The organism is Pseudoalteromonas sp. 2CM28B (assembly GCF_023161935.1).
Map to the genome: position 1 here is coordinate 381260 of NZ_JALNTH010000003.1, position 16756 is coordinate 398015.

General features: G+C 39.9%; 15 protein-coding genes. 10 read left to right on the forward strand and 5 right to left on the reverse strand.

Annotation, left to right across the window (positions count from 1 at the left end; genetic code table 11):
• Positions 1 to 865: 865 nt before the first annotated feature.
• Positions 866 to 1882: a nucleoid-associated protein YejK gene (gene yejK / locus MTN96_RS06375; protein WP_064386468.1), complete on the reverse strand. Its 1017-nt coding sequence runs from the start codon at positions 1880 to 1882 to the stop codon at positions 866 to 868.
• 62 nt (positions 1883 to 1944) lie between these two features.
• Here yejK and MTN96_RS06380 point away from each other — a divergent pair, with 62 nt between their 5' ends.
• The 6 genes from MTN96_RS06380 (at position 1945) to MTN96_RS06405 (ending at position 7713) form a co-directional block, all read left to right on the forward strand.
• Positions 1945 to 2157, forward strand: coding sequence for a DUF1414 domain-containing protein (locus tag MTN96_RS06380; protein ID WP_004588923.1), 213 nt, complete (start codon positions 1945 to 1947; stop codon positions 2155 to 2157).
• Positions 2158 to 2162: 5 nt separating this feature from the next.
• Positions 2163 to 3659 carry a DUF3413 domain-containing protein gene (locus MTN96_RS06385; RefSeq protein ID WP_248530990.1) on the forward strand — a complete coding sequence of 499 codons (1497 nt, stop codon included), beginning with the start codon at positions 2163 to 2165 and terminating at the stop codon, positions 3657 to 3659.
• Positions 3660 to 3741: 82 nt separating this feature from the next.
• Positions 3742 to 4221, forward strand: coding sequence for a hypothetical protein (locus MTN96_RS06390; RefSeq protein WP_029772054.1), 480 nt, complete (start codon positions 3742 to 3744; stop codon positions 4219 to 4221).
• A gap of 200 nt (positions 4222 to 4421) precedes the next feature.
• The gene (gene aceK, locus MTN96_RS06395; RefSeq protein ID WP_248530992.1) at positions 4422 to 6140 is read left to right on the forward strand and encodes a bifunctional isocitrate dehydrogenase kinase/phosphatase; all 1719 of its coding nucleotides are present in this window, start codon (positions 4422 to 4424) and stop codon (positions 6138 to 6140) included.
• Between the two features lie 17 nt (positions 6141 to 6157).
• Positions 6158 to 7096 (forward strand): LysR family transcriptional regulator, encoded by a 939-nt coding sequence (locus MTN96_RS06400; RefSeq protein ID WP_024032602.1) that lies wholly within the window; start codon positions 6158 to 6160, stop codon positions 7094 to 7096.
• Positions 7097 to 7269: 173 nt separating this feature from the next.
• On the forward strand, positions 7270 to 7713 hold the full coding sequence (locus MTN96_RS06405) for a PA2169 family four-helix-bundle protein (RefSeq protein ID WP_004588918.1): 444 nt from the start codon (positions 7270 to 7272) through the stop codon (positions 7711 to 7713).
• A 303-nt stretch (positions 7714 to 8016) separates the two neighbouring features.
• Here the strand turns inward: MTN96_RS06405 and MTN96_RS06410 are convergent, their stop codons facing one another.
• Genes MTN96_RS06410 through MTN96_RS06420 form a run of 3 tightly spaced genes read right to left on the reverse strand, consistent with a single transcriptional unit; the run spans position 8017 to position 12712 of the window.
• Positions 8017 to 11052: a TonB-dependent siderophore receptor gene (locus MTN96_RS06410; RefSeq protein WP_054982354.1), complete on the reverse strand. Its 3036-nt coding sequence runs from the start codon at positions 11050 to 11052 to the stop codon at positions 8017 to 8019.
• Between the two features lie 8 nt (positions 11053 to 11060).
• Positions 11061 to 12140 (reverse strand): FecR family protein, encoded by a 1080-nt coding sequence (locus MTN96_RS06415; protein ID WP_004588916.1) that lies wholly within the window; start codon positions 12138 to 12140, stop codon positions 11061 to 11063.
• The gene (locus tag MTN96_RS06420) at positions 12137 to 12712 is read right to left on the reverse strand and encodes an RNA polymerase sigma factor (RefSeq protein ID WP_004588915.1); all 576 of its coding nucleotides are present in this window, start codon (positions 12710 to 12712) and stop codon (positions 12137 to 12139) included. The genes MTN96_RS06415 and MTN96_RS06420 overlap by 4 nt, the downstream gene beginning before the upstream one ends.
• 119 nt (positions 12713 to 12831) lie before the next feature.
• On the opposite strand from MTN96_RS06420, the gene MTN96_RS06425 reads away from it, so the two are divergent.
• Positions 12832 to 13347, forward strand: coding sequence for a DUF2937 family protein (locus MTN96_RS06425; protein WP_248530993.1), 516 nt, complete (start codon positions 12832 to 12834; stop codon positions 13345 to 13347).
• Here MTN96_RS06425 and MTN96_RS06430 read toward each other — a convergent pair.
• Positions 13327 to 14214 (reverse strand): LysR family transcriptional regulator, encoded by an 888-nt coding sequence (locus tag MTN96_RS06430; RefSeq protein ID WP_248530995.1) that lies wholly within the window; start codon positions 14212 to 14214, stop codon positions 13327 to 13329. The two genes, MTN96_RS06425 and MTN96_RS06430, sit on opposite strands and share 21 nt — an antisense overlap.
• A gap of 120 nt (positions 14215 to 14334) precedes the next feature.
• Here MTN96_RS06430 and MTN96_RS06435 point away from each other — a divergent pair, with 120 nt between their 5' ends.
• From MTN96_RS06435 to MTN96_RS06445, 3 genes are all read left to right on the forward strand, one after another.
• Positions 14335 to 14985, forward strand: a complete 651-nt coding sequence (locus tag MTN96_RS06435; RefSeq protein ID WP_064386474.1) for a peroxiredoxin-like family protein — start codon at positions 14335 to 14337, stop codon at positions 14983 to 14985.
• Positions 14985 to 15752, forward strand: coding sequence for a haloacid dehalogenase type II (locus tag MTN96_RS06440; protein WP_248530996.1), 768 nt, complete (start codon positions 14985 to 14987; stop codon positions 15750 to 15752). The genes MTN96_RS06435 and MTN96_RS06440 overlap by 1 nt, the downstream gene beginning before the upstream one ends.
• Positions 15753 to 16133: 381 nt before the next feature.
• On the forward strand, positions 16134 to 16742 hold the full coding sequence (locus MTN96_RS06445) for a PilZ domain-containing protein (protein WP_054982349.1): 609 nt from the start codon (positions 16134 to 16136) through the stop codon (positions 16740 to 16742).
• Positions 16743 to 16756 lie beyond the last annotated feature (14 nt).

Consider the following 16756-nt stretch of genomic DNA (forward strand, 5'->3'; position numbering starts at 1 on the left):
TTAATACCTGTCTTGTCCTGAAATATGTTTTGTCATTTACCCCTCTTTCGCTTCTCTTTGTGCAATAGATCTTCATTTTGTTTATTAGTAAAAAATTAAAAAAACCAAAACGCTGATTCTCGCGTGAGCAAGCTTCACGCCTACGGGCGAAATTTCATACAGTGAATTTAAAATTGTACACTCAGCTTGTTGGCGTGACGGGCAAACCCCGTAATAAACGCATATTCACAAAGAGGATAAGAGACGTTGCGCTTTTAGAGTGAGTAATAAAGCTAAACAAGCTAATTTGAAAGAGCTAATAAACAATAGCTTGTATTTTCTCATTTACTCCTCTTTCACTTCTCTTTGTGCAATAGATCTTTAAGTGGTTTTAATAGCCAGCAGAACTTTAACACCGTGAATAATATTAAATTGTAGACGCACAACTTGTTGGCGTGACGGGCAAAGCCCTTAATAAACGCATATTCACAAAGAGGATAAGAGACGCAGCGCTTTTAGAAGGAGTAATAAAGCTAAAACAAGCTAATTTAAGAGGGCTCAGCTAATAAATAATGGTTTGTATTTTCTCATTTACTCCTCTTTCACTTCTCTTTGTGCAATAGATCTTTATTAGCAAAAATAAACAGCTGCGCTGCTTCTCGCGTGAGCAAGCTTCACGCCTACGGGCGAAATTTCATACAGTGAATTTAAAATTGTACACTCAGCTTGTTGTCGTGATGGGCAAAGCCCGTAATAAAGGATTTATCCTCGAAGAGATTTAGAAGCGCTGCGCTTTAGAGCATTAATAAAACTAAATTAAAGGTAATAAAAAAGCGCGATATAAATATCGCGCTCTTAAATCGACTTTTAACTAGATCAAATGAGTTTACTCACTTTCACTTTCCATAAAGCGTTGTAGTTGATCTTTTAAGTTTGGTGGAATGCCTTTAATAACCAGTGTATCGGTCGCTTCATTGTAAGTTACGCGCTCACCTAAATGTTTACGCTCAAAACTAACACTAACACCACCCCCTAAACCCGAAAACTTAACCATACTGGTCACCGTTTTTTTATCGACCGGGAAAGAGTCTTCTAAGTCGTAACTTTGTTCTTTGCAAAAGTTATCAAACGGACTGTCGTCACCTTTCGTTAGGGTAGCCGAGAGCTCAGTAACGCTTGCATCTTCACCCGTGGTCACACAATCGTTACAGTAGTCAAATACTTGCTTACGTAATTCGTCTTTTTCTGATTTATCGAATGATTGCTCCGATAAATAGTCTTCAACGGCATTAAGCATCACTTGGCTTTGCTGTTTAGGGTCTATGCCCTCTTCACAACCTAAAAAGTCTAAGAAAAAGTCTGCTACTTTTCGCCCTGCTCGACCTTTAATAAAAGAGATATAGCGATTGTCGTCAGCTTGAGTATCCCACGCGGTTAAATCGATACGTGCAGCTAGTTGCATGCGCGATATATCTAAGTGGCGCGACGCTGCTAAATCAAGTTCAGAGGTCATGCTGTAGTGCTCTTTAATATTGATCATAGCTATTAGCATGTAATCAGTAGCCACATACTGATAATGACAAAATACTAAGTAGCCTGTTTCGCTAAAGGCATATTTATCTAACTCTTCTTTTAAAACAGTGGATGCCTGCTCGGTCATGTGCCAAAAGCCTAACTCGTCATTACGATAGCTTTGCATTGCCGAGGCTACAACACTGTTTTTATCGCCACTAAATGCACAGTAACCTTTACCTGGCTTTGAGTTGTATGCATGATGAAGTTGTTCGATAAAAACAGCGACTTTATCGTTTATCACCATTTCATCGTTTCGTAGGTGAATTTGCGTATCGTCGTCTTTTTTGTCTACATAATGAACGACTAATTTTTTAACGTCTGTTGTCATCTTTGTTTTTCACGCCTCTGGTGTTAAAATACGAGAATATAACTCTTTTATTGAACCAACTGATGCCAATCTTATCAAAATACTCTAATGAAGAAGTAGAACAAATCGTCGATCAGCTCATTGATGTGCTAACGCAACACAATGCGCCGGTTGATTTAAGCCTTATGTGTTTAGGAAATTCTATCACGCATATCCTAAAAGAGCATGTACCTGCAGGGAAAAGACAAGCCGTAACTGAGAACTTTGCAAAAGCACTTGCTCAGTCGGTTAAATAAATTATATGAATTTATCGCAGCACAATCAGTTTTCGTCAAAAGCGAGTCAGTTATTAAGTTGGGGCCACTGGTTCACTTTTGCAAATATTGGTTTAGCGCTTTTTATTAGCCTAAGCTTTTTATTTGCAGATTCACCGCCAACTAGCTTTATGGGTATTACCTATATGTTAGTGACGTGGTTAAGCCATACGAGCTTTATCGCTTTTTTAGCATTTGTGCTGACGGTATTTCCTTTAAGTTTAGTGTTTCCCTACCCTCGACATATTCGAGGTATGGCTGCCGTTATTGCTACGCTTGGGGCGTCTATTTTAACGCTTGATGCGTATGTATACGTTAATTTGGGCTATCATTTAAGTTCCTCTGCGCTACCGGAAATCATTTCCTTACTGTGGCATCGTCTAACTAGCTCGCCCGCCCTTACTACATTGTTAGCCGGGGGGATTGTTTTACTCATTTTAGGCTTCCAGTTAGTTGTAAGTAACTATACATGGCAGCACTTAGCGCGTTTAAAACAACTTAAGTTTGCACGTTTTGCCAGCTCGTTTTTAGTATTATGTTTTGCACTTAGCCACAGTATTCACATTTGGGCAGATGCAAATTTAAAGTTTGATATAACGAAGCAAGATAACGTTTTACCGCTGTCTTACCCTACGACCGCTAAAAGTTTATTAGCAAAAAATGATTTGCTCGACATTGAAAGCTATAAACAAGCTCACAATGTAAGAATTAATAACCAAAATATTAATTACCAAATACCTGCGCCAATGCAAAAATGTGAAGATTACACTGCGCAGCAAGTCGATATTTTTGTATTTGATACCAACGAGCAGTTAAAACGGTTTGTTGCCAAGCATAAAAACCTACATAAAACTGATCAGTTTTTACAGCCAACACACCATGGCGATAGCTTGTTTAGTTTAGTGTATGGCTTACCTTCTTTTTATAAGATGGCTATTTTATCAGAGCAAACCTTGCCCGCGTGGCAAAGTCAGCGCAGAAGCATAGAGCTAGCTGGAATTGAAAAGCTAAACTTTATAAACGATCAAGCGCATTCAAACAGCGCAATTAAAGTCATTAAAGGTGAAGATAGTCCGTCTCCTCGCAGTGACGACACCCATATTTTTGCGTTTAGCTTAGCTAATAATAGCTCGGAAGTAGTTACATCATCGGTGTTATACAGTTCAGATAAGCGAATAGCCAAGGTAGATGGGCTTATTCAACCCAGTGATATTATTGCAACCAGTGTAGGCCAGTACTTAAACTGTAAGTCTGTGGTTAAACAAACCATGCTAGGTGAAAACCTGTATAAGAAAAAGACGGACACTGGCGTTAATTACTCGCAAGGCGTAGTTATTGCTTACAAAAAAGATAGAATTACGCTAATAGATTCAGACGGTAACTATAAAAATATATCTGCCGCTGAAGGTTTTTCTATTGAGCAAAGCCTCGATATCCCGTTTTTAGTACAAAGTATTAAAAAGCTAAAAACCTACACACAATAGCCCTATCCCTTAACCTAGCTTGCTATAACACCAAGCTAGGTTATATTTACTAAATCATAGTAAACGCTCAGGGATGAACTTAATGCAAAAACACACACTTTTTTTATGCGCAGTAATGGTATGCCCACTTTCTCTGCATGCGCAAAATGCCACAACTTACTATAAATGCGTGACAAAAAACGGCACTATCTTTTCGCAATTCCCTTGTAACGATAACGCTACCGCCTACACAATTAATACTGTATCGGGAATTAATACTGCACCGGCGCAAGATTACACAAAAGAGCTAAACGCATTAGAGCGCGAACGGATTGTGCTTGACCTGCAAGCTGAGCTGAGAAGTAATACTAATAAATTAGCGATTATAAAACGTAAAAAAGACCGCGCAGAATACAACCAACAACAGCGCCTCAACCGTATTTTAGATGACGAGGACAAAAAGTTAATTAGCAAAGATATTACCAAGCAATTAAAAATAATAAATAAAGATCATAAAAAGCAAACCACCGAAATTGAAAAGCGCATTAAAAAGTTAGAGAAAAAAATAGCTTCCTACCAATAACTTAGCTTTTGCCATCACACTCAATTATGCTTTAAGATAAAAGTATAAAAACTGAGAATATTTATCTTGGTTTTAAACTTAAAATAACATAACCTTAACAACTATAGAGCTAAAGCTCTAACGTGTATAACACTACAGCACCACTAACATTTATAAATGCTGTACTAAAATCGTTATATACACTTTTTTAAGGAGTGTTTATGCAGCCACGCCACATAGCTGAATTAATTTTAACGGGTTTTAAAAAGCATTATCAGCTGTTTCAAAAAACCACCGCCCAAGCCCCGCTTGCCTTTGCAAAGCGCGATTGGCAGCAAATTAATGAAATTAGTAAACTGCGTATTAGTTACTACGATGACAGAGTAAACGAAACCACTAAAGCATTAAAACAAGCACAGTTAACTGAGCAATTAGATGAGCAACTTTGGCTTGAAGTAAAAATACTGTACCAACGCTTTTTATGCTTTCATCCTCAAGCTGAACTTGCCGAAACATTTTATAACTCAGTATTTTGCCGTTTGTACCACAGACGCTATTTTCATAACGACTTTATATTTGTACAAGCCACATTAAAAGATGCCCCTGCCATTCCTGTTGAGGCAGAGTACCGCAGCTACTTTCCAGTGGTTGATGGTTTAAAGCCCACAATAAAGCGCATTATTGAGCATTTTGATTTTAAAGCCCCGTTTGTAAATTTAGAGCGGGATATACGTTTGCTCGTAAAGGCATTTTACAAACAAGCGCCCGACACTCACCACCAGCCTTGGCAAATGCGCTTTGATATTTTGCACGCGCCTTTTTATCGTAACAAAGCAGCTTACATAGTCGGCCGTGTGGTCTCTCAAAGCGGTGTGCAGCCTTTTATTATTGCAGTACTGCACCATGAAGATAAAGGCTTATACCTCGATGCGCTATTAACCAAATCATCGCAAATGCGGGTTGTTTTTGGCTTTGCACGGGCTTATTTTATGGTTGAAACCCATGCGCCCTCAGCTATGGTGCGATTTTTAAATCAACTTATGCCTAATAAAACACTCGCTGAGCTTTATAATGCCATTGGGTTTCATAAGCAAGGTAAGACAGAGTTTTACCGTGAATTTTTACATCACTTGTCTCACTCAGACGATAACTTTATTATAGCGCCAGGCACACCAGGCATGGTTATGATGGTATTTACGCTGCCCTCTTTTGGCTATGTATTTAAAGTAATTAAAGATAAGTTTGGCGAAAGCAAACCGTTTGGCCGCGATACCGTGCTTAAACGCTATCAACTGGTAAAAAGCCATGATCGGGTTGGTCGCATGGCCGACACCATAGAATACTCTAACGTCGTATTTCCTTTGGCACGCTTTGATCGTAATTTACTGGCGCAGCTACATAAAACCATTGGCTCATCTATGGTAATTGAAGGCCCGTGGCTTATTATCAAGCATTTATATATTGAAAGGCGCATGACACCGCTTAATTTATTTTTAGAAAACGCCAGCGAAGAAAGTGCTGCCGATGCAATAGAAGAGTACGGCCAAGCACTTAAAGAAATGATTGCGGTAAATATATTCCCAGGCGATATGCTGCTTAAAAACTTTGGTGTAAGCAAACACAAGCGCATTATTTTTTACGACTACGATGAGGTTCAATACTTAACAGATATGAACTTTAGGGCCTTACCTAAGGCCAAAAGCTATGATGATTACTTAACTGATGAACAAAGTTACTCAGTTGCGCCGCAAGATGTTTTTCCTGAGCAACTTTGTACCTTTGTTATGCCAAACCCAAAGTACAAACAGTTTTTGCTCAGTACACACCCCGAGCTTGTTGATGTTAGTTTTTGGAAGCAAGCTCAGCAAAATATAAAAAAGGGTCATGTTAGTCACATATACCCATACCCGACAGCACAACGCTTTATTCATCACTGGTAAGCGTTAAAGGACACACAATGAACATAAGTAAAATAGATTTAAATTTGCTGGTTTACCTCGACACCCTATTACGTGAGTGTAACGTAACCCGCGCCGCTAACCAGTTAAGTATTACTCAACCAGCTATGAGTAACGGCCTTAAGCGTTTAAGAAACTTGTTTAACGATCCAATTTTGGTACGTACCAGTGAAGGTATGGTCCCCACAGAGCGTGCTATAGAGCTGCAACCGGTTATTCGCGGTATATTAATGACCCTAGAAGAAACCCTCGCACCTAATCGCGAATTTGAAGCCAGCCAAAGTAAACGTGTTTTTAGAATAATGGCCAGTGACTATGCAGCCAGTACATTAGCGCCAAAGCTTTTAAGTAAACTTCATGAAGAAGCGCCCGATACAACCTTAGATATACTTACGCCTAGTGATGTAACGTTTCATGATGTTGAAAATGGTAAAGTGGATATGGCAATTAACCGCTTTGAAAACCTTCCGCAATCTTTTCATCATAAACGTATATGGAAAGACAGCTTTTGCTGCTTAGTAAAAGCCGACAACCCAATTATCGAAAACTTTAGCCTAGACAGCTATTTAAAAGCCCGCCATATATGGGTCAGTAAAACCGGCTTTGGGGTTGGCGTAGGTATGGACCCTAAAGATGTACAAAAGCTAGGTTGGGTAGATGAAGCACTTGCCCATTTTGGTAAACACCGAAATATTGCCACGTTTACCCGTAATTACCACGTAGCCATTCATTTAGCAAAAGAGCAAAATTTAGTGGCGACCTTACCTTCAAAGGCTGCCAATATTTACTTAGATGATGCAGGCCTTAAAATTTTAGAGCCTCCATTTCCTATACCGCCTTTTGAACTAGATATGATTTGGAGCCCTTTACTGCATCGCGATGCAAGTCATATTTGGTTACGCCAAAAAGTAGCTGAAGTGGCTGATGAGCTTAAATAACCTTATTACAAAAGCCATGTAAAATTTGCGAGGTTATTTTATTTTAAATAGCCTTGCAGTTTGAATATAAATAAAATAGCTAAATATTTCAGCATGTTAAAAATTAAAATAAAACTGGAATGGCCTTTGCTCTATTTACTATGAAACTTAAATTCATGTAAAGAGAGGTCATTATGAATACCCATCAAGGAACAGAAGCAACTCATATTACTGACATCATCCAAGTAATGAACAGTGGCATTGATTTTTATCAAAAAGCGCAAGAGAAAGTTGAAGACCCAGCCATTGGCGCATTATTTCAACGCATGATTGACGCACGAAAAGTAAGTGTTGAGCGCTTACAACCTTATGCAGTTAACGAAAAAGGTGAGCGTGAAGACGGCTCTTCTTTTGCTGTAGAAGCACGCAGAGCTTACACAGCCCTACTCACTTCATTTAGTTCTCATAACGATAAAACATACGTTAAAGAGCTTGAAGAGGTAGAAGATAAAACACTTGAAGAAATTAAAGCAGCGATGGATAAACCACAGCCAGCCGACTGTGAAGCAGCCTTAGCGAAAACCTTGCTAACGATGCAAAGCTGCCACACCGAAATGAGCCGTATGCAAAAGCATTAATTTTCAATTGCATATATTTAAAACCCAGCCTAGCCGCTGGGTTTTTATTATTACAACGTCCAGTTTAAACCCTGCTATGTATAGCCAAGTCCAAAATGCCTCATTTAGTATTATCAAAGCCATACAGGGGGTATACCAATCCGAAATAATATTTAATTAAGCGAATTGGTATAATTTAACGCTGAGGTAAGGCGTTGCACAATAAAATAAATCGCGGTTTACAGATAAATACGGAAAAGGCTAAATACAAAAAAAGGGCCTTACGGCCCTTTGAACTTAAATAACATAAGGGAGTGTTATTTATTAAAAACGGTATTCTGCACCTACATAGTAATAAGCACCATTAAAGCCAAATGGCGCTGAACGGCGAGAGTATTCAAATACCCCATCGCTGCTTACAATCGTATTGCCATTTGAATCTACAATTGTGCCCGAGCGTGAGTTACCAATGGTGTTTTTATCTGGGTACACGTCAAATAAGTTATTTGCACCAATATTTACAGATAAATCTTCAGTCACGAAGTAGTTAACTTTAACGTCAGTTAAAATTTCTGCTCCGTAGGTTTGGCGTCCGCCATCTTCTACTGTGTATTCACCAAAGCGGTTAAGTGAAAGGTTCACAGTCCAATCTCCACGCTGGTAAAGCGCACTTAAGTTGATGCGATCTTCTGGTTGCCACTCTTCAATAATTGAAATTTCTTGATCAGAGAAAACATCTTCAACCGGTACGGTTTCAAGCCCTGAGCCCGATGGCGTAAATAACGATACCACCTCAGTTTCAGTAAAGTTAGCTGCTAAAGTAAAATCAAGCGTGCCACCTAATCCCTCGGTATTCCAAGTAGCTACAAAATCAATACCCGAAGTTTCGGTATCTGCACCATTTAAGAAAAACTGTCCTGCACCTGCGCCTGAGCTGATTAATGCAGCATCTAGGCTTGAAGAAAGCCCTTTACCTAAACGATTACTAATTACTATGCGGTCGTCAATATCAATTGAGTAGTAATCCACAGTAACATTAATGTTATCCGTTACGTTGTAGACAATACCTAAGCTGCGGTTTTGCGATTTTTCTTCTTTAAGTTTTGGAATACCTAAACTTTGTGCAAGGGTTGAATCGTTTCTGAATGTACCTACTTCTTCAGCAACTAATGAGCCGTCTTCAGCCACAACAAATTGTGTGCTGATATTGTTAAAATACAATTGCTGCATTGATGGCGCTCTAAAGCCTGAGCTTAATGCACCACGCAGTGACACATCATCAGTAATTGCCCAGTTACCCGCAAGCTTAAAGTTTACCGTGTCGCCAAAGCCTTTGTAATTATCGTAACGCAGTGCGCCTGATAAAATGACATCTTCAATTAGGTAGGTTTCTGCATCAAGGTAAAACGAAATTACATCGCGTGACTCATCAACCGATGATGCCGGCGAAGAACCACCAAAACCTTGCGTGCCGCCAGAGGCATCTTCAGAGCCTACACCGCCACTTAAACCACTATAAATACTTACCCCATCAAGGGTGTCGTAATCACGATAAGCATATTCGCTGCCCTCTAAAATACGGTATTCATCGGTACGAATTTCTGCACCCATAGCCAATGAGTAGTCATCAAAGTTTTGTGTAAAATCTATATTAATGGTTTGCAGTGATAACTCCATGCCATAGGCATAGGCTTCACGCGGAATAGTACTACGAATATCAGCGGCACTTAAACCTTGCTCGTAACGTAAAAAGTTAGCGTACGAGGCATTGATTGTGTCACTTGTTGTGTAATCAATGCTGTTTTCACCGTAGGTGTACGATACATCTAAACTTGCATCGTTATCAAAGTCGGTTTTGTAACCAAAGTTGTAAGAAATATCATCAATTGTGGTATTAATTTTAGGTAAAAAGCCTAACGGGATAGTTGCATCGTTGTCTTGTAGAACAGGGTTACCGCCCGCATTTGCATTATGACGGAAAAACGCTGCTGATTCGTTATCGCGCGTTGAATAAGTAATAAAGCCATACAGCTCGCCATCACCTAACTCATACCCTGTATTAACGGTTAAGCCAAATTGTTGTGAGTCGGCATCGCCAATACGAAAAGTGTCTCTGTCGGCGGTCAGTTCACGCGGATCGCCTGCCAGTAAAGTACCGTCGCTAAGCTCTGTACAGCCATAAAACTGACACGAGCCGTGCAAACCTGCGCGGTTAGTAGGCGAGCGGTCGCGGTAATTAAGTGTTGCATTTAAGTAGCCGCTATCACCTAGGGCAAACCCTTTATTAAAATCAACGTTTACTGTTTCGCCATCACCCTCTGAGTATTGGCCGTAATTAACCGCTGCTTTGCCGCCTTCGCTACCATCTTTTAGTACAATATTAATTACACCGGCAATTGCATCTGAGCCGTATTGCGCTGCTGCGCCGTCTCGTAAAACTTCTATACGTTTAATAGCTGAGGCTGGAATAGCATTCATATCGGTACCTGCGGTACCACGCCCGACTGAGGTATTGATATGAATAATACTTGCCTGATGGCGGCGCTTACCATTAATAAGCACAAGTGTTTGGTCAGGCCCTAAACCACGCAGTGTTGCAGGTCGTAAGGCATCAGTGCCGTCACTGATTGACGAGCTTGAAAAGTTAAATGAAGGTGCAATAGATTGCAACATACGGCCAACTTCGGTTTGGCCTGTGTTTTCAAGTGCTTCAGCACTTAAAATATCAACGGGTACGGGTAAATCTTCTACTGAGCGCCCTGCTACGCGGCTACCTACAATAGCAATTTTTTCTATTTTCTCTTGTGCAACATCCTCTGCTGCATTCACACCGTGTGAATTTGCTGCAAGCAATGCTGGTAATACAGCTGCACTAACCCCTGAAAGCTTCATCATGTTGTTATCTTTCCTATTGATTTGTTTGAGTTTTATACTCAGTAAACCATTTTGATCAACAACCGCATCGAGCTCAGTCCCACTTAATAATGCTTGCAGTGCATCTAATTGGGTATAAAAACCATAAACCGAATTTGCTTGGTAATTTTTTGCCAACTCATAAGAAAACACCACGGTTTGCTCTGTTTGTTTAGCAAATTCTATTAAGGCTTTGTCTGCTCGCTGCGCTTGTATATCAAATTGCACCATTTGCCCAGTGGTCTGTGTTGCCCCTTGCACACTCAAGCTAAAAATAGCCGGAGCAAGTACACTTAAACCACTAAATAAATGCGTTTGGTTACTGCGCAATTTATATAAACAGCTGACAAACAAAATTCCTCTATAGTTTTTTATCTTTTTTTTAAACTTTTTTTTACTAATAACATTTAAAGATGCAACTTCACCTAACATTTGTTTGATATGCATAACATTTCTTATGATTTAGTTTGCTGTGTTAGGCTCACCATATGTTCACCTAAACGCTCATGCTCAATTGCAAAGTTAGTCTGTAAACTCTCAAGTAGCCCCTCAACATCGCCAGCTTTAAATACACCCGCCACTTTTATATTGGCAAGCTCATCGCTTGAAAGCTCAAAACGCGTAGAGGTGTAGCGGCTCACTTCATTTAATGCATCGCTTAAATGCTCACCATTAAAAATTAACATGCCATTTTGCCACGCTAAATCACGCTGTACGTCATCCACAGAAAGCTGCGTGATAGGTTTAGTAATGCTTTGCTCTATAATTGCTTTTTCGCCAGAGATAACAATATTGGCATTGATTTTACGTACTTTTTTAGCGTTATTATCAGCCAGTTGGTAGTCTTTAAAATCGTTGGCACTTACCGCAACACTTGGGTCGGTGATCATCACTTTACCTTCGGTTACAACCAGCTCTAAATCAGAAGAGGTATTGCGTTGTACATTAAATACAGTACCAAGTGCCGTAAAGCTCTTATCGCCAGCCATCACACTAAATGGGCGCGATGCATCTTTTGCTACATTAAAACGCCCTTCACCCTTACTCAATAATAACTGACGACGCCCTTTGCTATAAGCTACCTCTAATAGGCTATTCGTGTTTAATTGCACTATGGTGCCGTCGGGTAAAACATACGTGGCTTGTTCGCCCACCTTCGTTGTATAAATTTTGGTGTAATTTATTTTAGCCAGCTCTTCGTTGTAGCCGTTTTCAAGGTTAATTAATAAGTAACTACACACCATTAATGCTGCAAATAAGCTCGCGGCAATGGCACTAGAAAACGCCCATCTTTTTTTCTGGGGCTGTTTTACACTTCTATGCGGAAATAAACTGCTTAACTCGTTTAATACGGCTAATTCATCCCATAGCTGCGCAAGTTCGTAGACGGCATCTTGATGGGCGGTACTTTGCATCATCCACAGCTTAAATTGCTCTTTTTCAATTTCGCTTAAGCCCCTATCAATTGCGCTGATCCATTGGCAGGCTTTTTCTAAAATTAAATCTTTTGATGTGAATTGATGAACATTACTCATTTTGCTGCCCTCTCAATTGATAGAGCCGAATTACAAGCAGAATTATGCGCCGCAGATTGGTTATGATTTTGTTCATGTTCTTTCATGTATAACATGGTTTGTAATAAACCTTTGGCAATGTGTTTTTCTACTGTACTTTCACTTAATTGCATGTGCTGGGCGATTTCTTTTTGGCTCATACCGTACACTTTTTTAAATATAAAACATTTACGGATAGAAGAATTTAGTTGATCCGTTGCTCTGCAAAAAAGTAAAAAACGCTCTTTTGAGGTGTACTCATCCTCAAGTTGTGAGGATTTAAGCAGCGGGGGTAATTCTGCGTCGTGCTCTAACGAGTCATTAAACTTGTTATCCCACTTGGCTATATGATTAAGCGCTAAGTGCTTTGCAGTTTTAAGCATGTAACTGCGTCTAAACTGAATATCTTGTTTTAAATCAGCTTCGTAGCTTTTAATAAAGGTTTCTTGCACAATGTCTTCTACGTCATCGGGCTGTACAATACGCGACACAAAGCGTTTTAACTGCTTAGTGATATCAACAAACGTTGATGTCATATTTACTTTGGTAGTCATCCTTAACATAGGCCTATTGTTATTTTTATTACCGATAGATTACGAGTTTTTGGCATAAAAACAAGCGCAAATGTTAATTTAGCGTTGTTTAGGTGGTTTTTGAGTAAACAGGAGATCAAATGAGTAAATTATTAGATTACATAAGGCTCAGTTTTTTTGCAGCAGGTTTACTATTAGGGGTACAAATACCAGCCTTTGTAAGCGACTTTGGGCACGCTTTAGATGCACATTTAATTGAAGCGAATAACGCATTAACCCCGTTTAAAAAAGATGCTCAAAACTACTTTAACAACGATTTAAACAAGTTAATTGCCCACTATGAAAATATTGGTGATGATATTGTTGGTAAAGGGGCTACCCATATTAAAAGCCTCAATAATCGCCAGCACTCTTTACAAGCGGCAGTTAATAACTTTAACCAATCGCCCTATTTATTTACTTTAACCAGCGACTTTCTCACCATTAAAAAGCAAGTATGGCAACGCTTTGAAGGGCAAATAGTGCTCAAAAAAGACTCCATAATAGCAGCGCTTGTTAGCGCCATTATTATTGCTATTTTTGCTGAGTTTATTGGCTTTGTAACCTTATTCATTATTAAGCGCGGGTATTACCGCTTATTCATAGCTGGCAAATAAAGACTTCATAAACTCATAAAACACCTCGGTTTTACGGGTTGTTAAGCTATTTTGAGGCCGTAAAAACCACACCGGCGCGTCGCTTTGGGCCATTACATTGGGCATCACCTCTACTAAGTTTCCGGCACTTAGCTCATCGTTAATCGCTATTTTAGATTTAATGGCTATGCCATGTCCGGCAAGCGCTGCTTGCGTCATGTTATCGGAATTAGAAATAGTAAAGCGCGTTTTGGCATTAAAGGTGTGTATTTTATTATTTTCATCATACAGTTTTAACTGCCTTTGCCAGGGCAAACACACCCAATAGTGCGTGCTCAGTTCGCTAAGTGTACGAGGCATACCATGCTTTTTTATATAACTTGGCGCTGCACATAAAATACGGGAGTTGTTGACAATTTTACGAGAAAGCAGGCCTGAATCAGTTAATTGTCCTACTCTAATTGCCACATCTTGTGCATCATCGACCACATTGACAAAATGATCAGTAATTAAAAAGTCGAGCTTTAGTTGCGGGTATTGGGTTTCAAACTCGGTCAACTTAGGCATAACATACTTTGAAAACACCCACGGTGGCATAGTCACGCGTAATAACCCGCTCACCGAAGAGCTTCGTGCGCCAATGCTGTGCTCTGCATCGTGCAGAGCTTCTATAATAGCCCCTACACGATGATAAAATAGCTCACCGGCGGGCGATAACCTTACTCGTCTGCTGTCTCTAAACACTAACACGGTTGAAAGCTCACGCTCGAGCTTGCTTAGCCTGTGGCTTACTGTTGCCGGCGACAAACGTTGCTCACGCGCAGCTGCAAGCACCCCTTTATTTTCCACGACGGCAATAAATGTTTCTAGGTCACTTAAATTATACATACATTTGGCTAGGCAGTTTTTAGTATTTAATATTTTCGAATGAAGCTTTCAGTTTTGCAATATATATTTAAATAACTAAAACACCCATAATCGCCATACAGTTATATTCGAGATTTAATAATGAGTTTAAAATCACAGATTGATGCCTATAACGTGCAAAAAGAAGCGAAGCTACCTGGCGATGTATTAGCCCTTATGGCGCAGACAAATGAAGAGCTCATTGCTCAGCATATAAAAGATAATGCGCTACAGGTAGGCGCTAAAGTAAGCAATTTCAGCTTAAACAATCATAGCGCTGAGCAAGTTGAGCTTGCTGATTTATTAAATAATGGCCCGGTAATAATTAGCTTTTACCGTGGTAACTGGTGTCCATATTGTAATTTAGAGCTAAAAGCACTTAATGATCACTTACCCGAATTTAAAACGCACAATGCGCAGTTAGTTGCGATATCGCCACAATTACCCGACGAGACGTTATCTAGCGCACAAAAAAATGCCCTTGAATTCGATGTGCTTTCAGATATTAATAACAAGGTGGCCGAGCAATTTGGTTTACTGTTTACTTTAGACGAGCGTATTGTGGCGCTTTATAGCCAGTTTGGAATTGATTTTGAAAAGTACTATGGCAATAAAAGTTATACATTACCTTTACCTGCAACCTATGTAATTAACCAAAAAGGCATAATTACGTATGCCTTTTTAAACGAAGACTATACCCTACGCGCAGAGCCTACTGATGTATTGGCCGCCCTTGAATCGGAGCAACACTAATGTCTATTTTAAAATCGTTAAAAACCCTTACCCTATCACTACTTGTTGGTTCTAGCCTTGCCTCTGGCTACGCTATGGCTGAGGAGCCACAGGCACAAGTGAAACCTAAAGTACTTATTTTTGATGTAAACGAAACCTTGTTAGATTTAACCTCCATGCGCACCTCTATTGGTAAAGCGCTTGGCGGGCGTGAGGATTTATTACCGCTTTGGTTTTCGACCATGTTGCATCATTCACTCGTTGATACCGTAAGTGGCAATTATCACGATTTTGGACAAATTGGCGTTGCGTCGCTGCGCATGGTTGCCAAAAATAACAACATAGCCATTACGAATGAACAAGCAAAAACAGCCATTGTCACCCCGCTTTTAACCCTACCTCCTCACAAAGATGTGAAAGAAGGACTGGCAAAACTCAAAGCACAGGGCTATAAGTTAGTAAGTCTGACAAATTCTTCAAACAAAGGTGTTAAAGCCCAGTTTGAGAGCGCTGGATTAATGTCGTTCTTTGATGCGCGTTACAGCATTGAAGATATTAAAACTTATAAACCAGACTTACGTGCCTATGAGTGGGTGCTGACAAAATTAAATGTAAAAGCAAATGAAGCAATGATGGTAGCGGCGCACGGTTGGGATGTAGCAGGTGCTAAAGAAGCCGGGTTACAAACAACCTTTATCGCCCGCCCAGGTAAAACACTTTACCCACTGGCAAAAAAACCAGACCACGTTGTGAAAGATTTACATGAATTAGCCGCTCTACTTAAATAAGCACTCCCAGCGCTAATTAATCAATACCCAAGCGGCCGATGTTAGGATGACATTGGCCGCTTTTTTATTAGGGCGTGTTGATTTTTAATAGTTGAATTTGCAGCAGCGTGTTTGGTTTTTAGCCAAGGCAGAGCCTATCAAGTGTAGTTATTTTGCATAAATAGGCGAAACGCAGGAGCAGTTATCATGCCCACTAGGTTACAAACCTCGCGCCGCGATTTAAACGCCTCTAGATTGAACAAATTTCAATCCGCAAAGTTCATCACGCCCTAATCAACATTCTTAAAAACTGGCTTATAAACAAACCATTTAGCATTTTTATCTGCTAGCAATTTACTCCCCACAACGCTACTATTTAATGAATACGCAGTGGAGATAATTATGAACAGTCAAAGATTAAGCGAATTTGAAGAATACTTTCAAATAAATGAAAGCATTCGAGTAAACTTATTTGCTGTAGAAAATCAGTTAGTGCCGCAATCTCAACTCGCGCTTGAAGACGACATACCCCCGCTATTTAAGCTAGCTAACGAAGTTAGTGAGCTTGAACAGGCCTCTTTAAGACCCCTTAGAAACTTAGGCGATTTAGCACAAGAGTTGGCGGCTTTTTTACAAGCACAGTCGCGTAAAATTGATTTAATAATGAGCCACATTTTAGCCTCAGAGCAAGCTCAAGATAACGCCATACAGTGCGATAGCTACGGCGGAGGCGGCATTCGCTTTACTTCGCCTGATGTATACGCAATAGGCCAAGCTTTTAGAACAAAGCTATTTTTGCACCACGAAGCCTCAGCCGTCTACTGTTATACAGAAGTTGTGGCCGTTGAAAAACAAGACAGCGAACACTACCAATACACATTACTATTTACTGCAATAAGAACCACAGACCAAGAATTAGTTGTCAGAGCCAGCTTACATGCACAAACACGCCAGCTAAAAAAACGCCAAGAACTCGAGCAAATTGACGATGATTCTAGCGGCGATAAATAGCTGACATATGCATG

Excerpts from the sequence above, each read along its gene's own strand:
- MTN96_RS06420 (WP_004588915.1), bottom strand. The coding sequence starts at position 12,712 with ATGACTACCAAAGTAAATATGACATCAACGTTTGTTGATATCACTAAG.
- MTN96_RS06405 (WP_004588918.1), top strand. The coding sequence starts at position 7,270 with ATGAATACCCATCAAGGAACAGAAGCAACTCATATTACTGACATCATC.
- aceK (WP_248530992.1), top strand. The coding sequence starts at position 4,422 with ATGCAGCCACGCCACATAGCTGAATTAATTTTAACGGGTTTTAAAAAG.
- MTN96_RS06445 (WP_054982349.1), top strand. The coding sequence starts at position 16,134 with ATGAACAGTCAAAGATTAAGCGAATTTGAAGAATACTTTCAAATAAAT.
- MTN96_RS06430 (WP_248530995.1), bottom strand. The coding sequence starts at position 14,214 with ATGTATAATTTAAGTGACCTAGAAACATTTATTGCCGTCGTGGAAAAT.
- MTN96_RS06415 (WP_004588916.1), bottom strand. The coding sequence starts at position 12,140 with ATGAGTAATGTTCATCAATTCACATCAAAAGATTTAATTTTAGAAAAA.
- MTN96_RS06385 (WP_248530990.1), top strand. The coding sequence starts at position 2,163 with ATGAATTTATCGCAGCACAATCAGTTTTCGTCAAAAGCGAGTCAGTTA.
- MTN96_RS06400 (WP_024032602.1), top strand. The coding sequence starts at position 6,158 with ATGAACATAAGTAAAATAGATTTAAATTTGCTGGTTTACCTCGACACC.
- MTN96_RS06425 (WP_248530993.1), top strand. The coding sequence starts at position 12,832 with ATGAGTAAATTATTAGATTACATAAGGCTCAGTTTTTTTGCAGCAGGT.
- yejK (WP_064386468.1), bottom strand. The coding sequence starts at position 1,882 with ATGACAACAGACGTTAAAAAATTAGTCGTTCATTATGTAGACAAAAAA.
- MTN96_RS06390 (WP_029772054.1), top strand. The coding sequence starts at position 3,742 with ATGCAAAAACACACACTTTTTTTATGCGCAGTAATGGTATGCCCACTT.
- MTN96_RS06380 (WP_004588923.1), top strand. The coding sequence starts at position 1,945 with ATGCCAATCTTATCAAAATACTCTAATGAAGAAGTAGAACAAATCGTC.
- MTN96_RS06410 (WP_054982354.1), bottom strand. The coding sequence starts at position 11,052 with ATGCATATCAAACAAATGTTAGGTGAAGTTGCATCTTTAAATGTTATT.
- MTN96_RS06435 (WP_064386474.1), top strand. The coding sequence starts at position 14,335 with ATGAGTTTAAAATCACAGATTGATGCCTATAACGTGCAAAAAGAAGCG.
- MTN96_RS06440 (WP_248530996.1), top strand. The coding sequence starts at position 14,985 with ATGTCTATTTTAAAATCGTTAAAAACCCTTACCCTATCACTACTTGTT.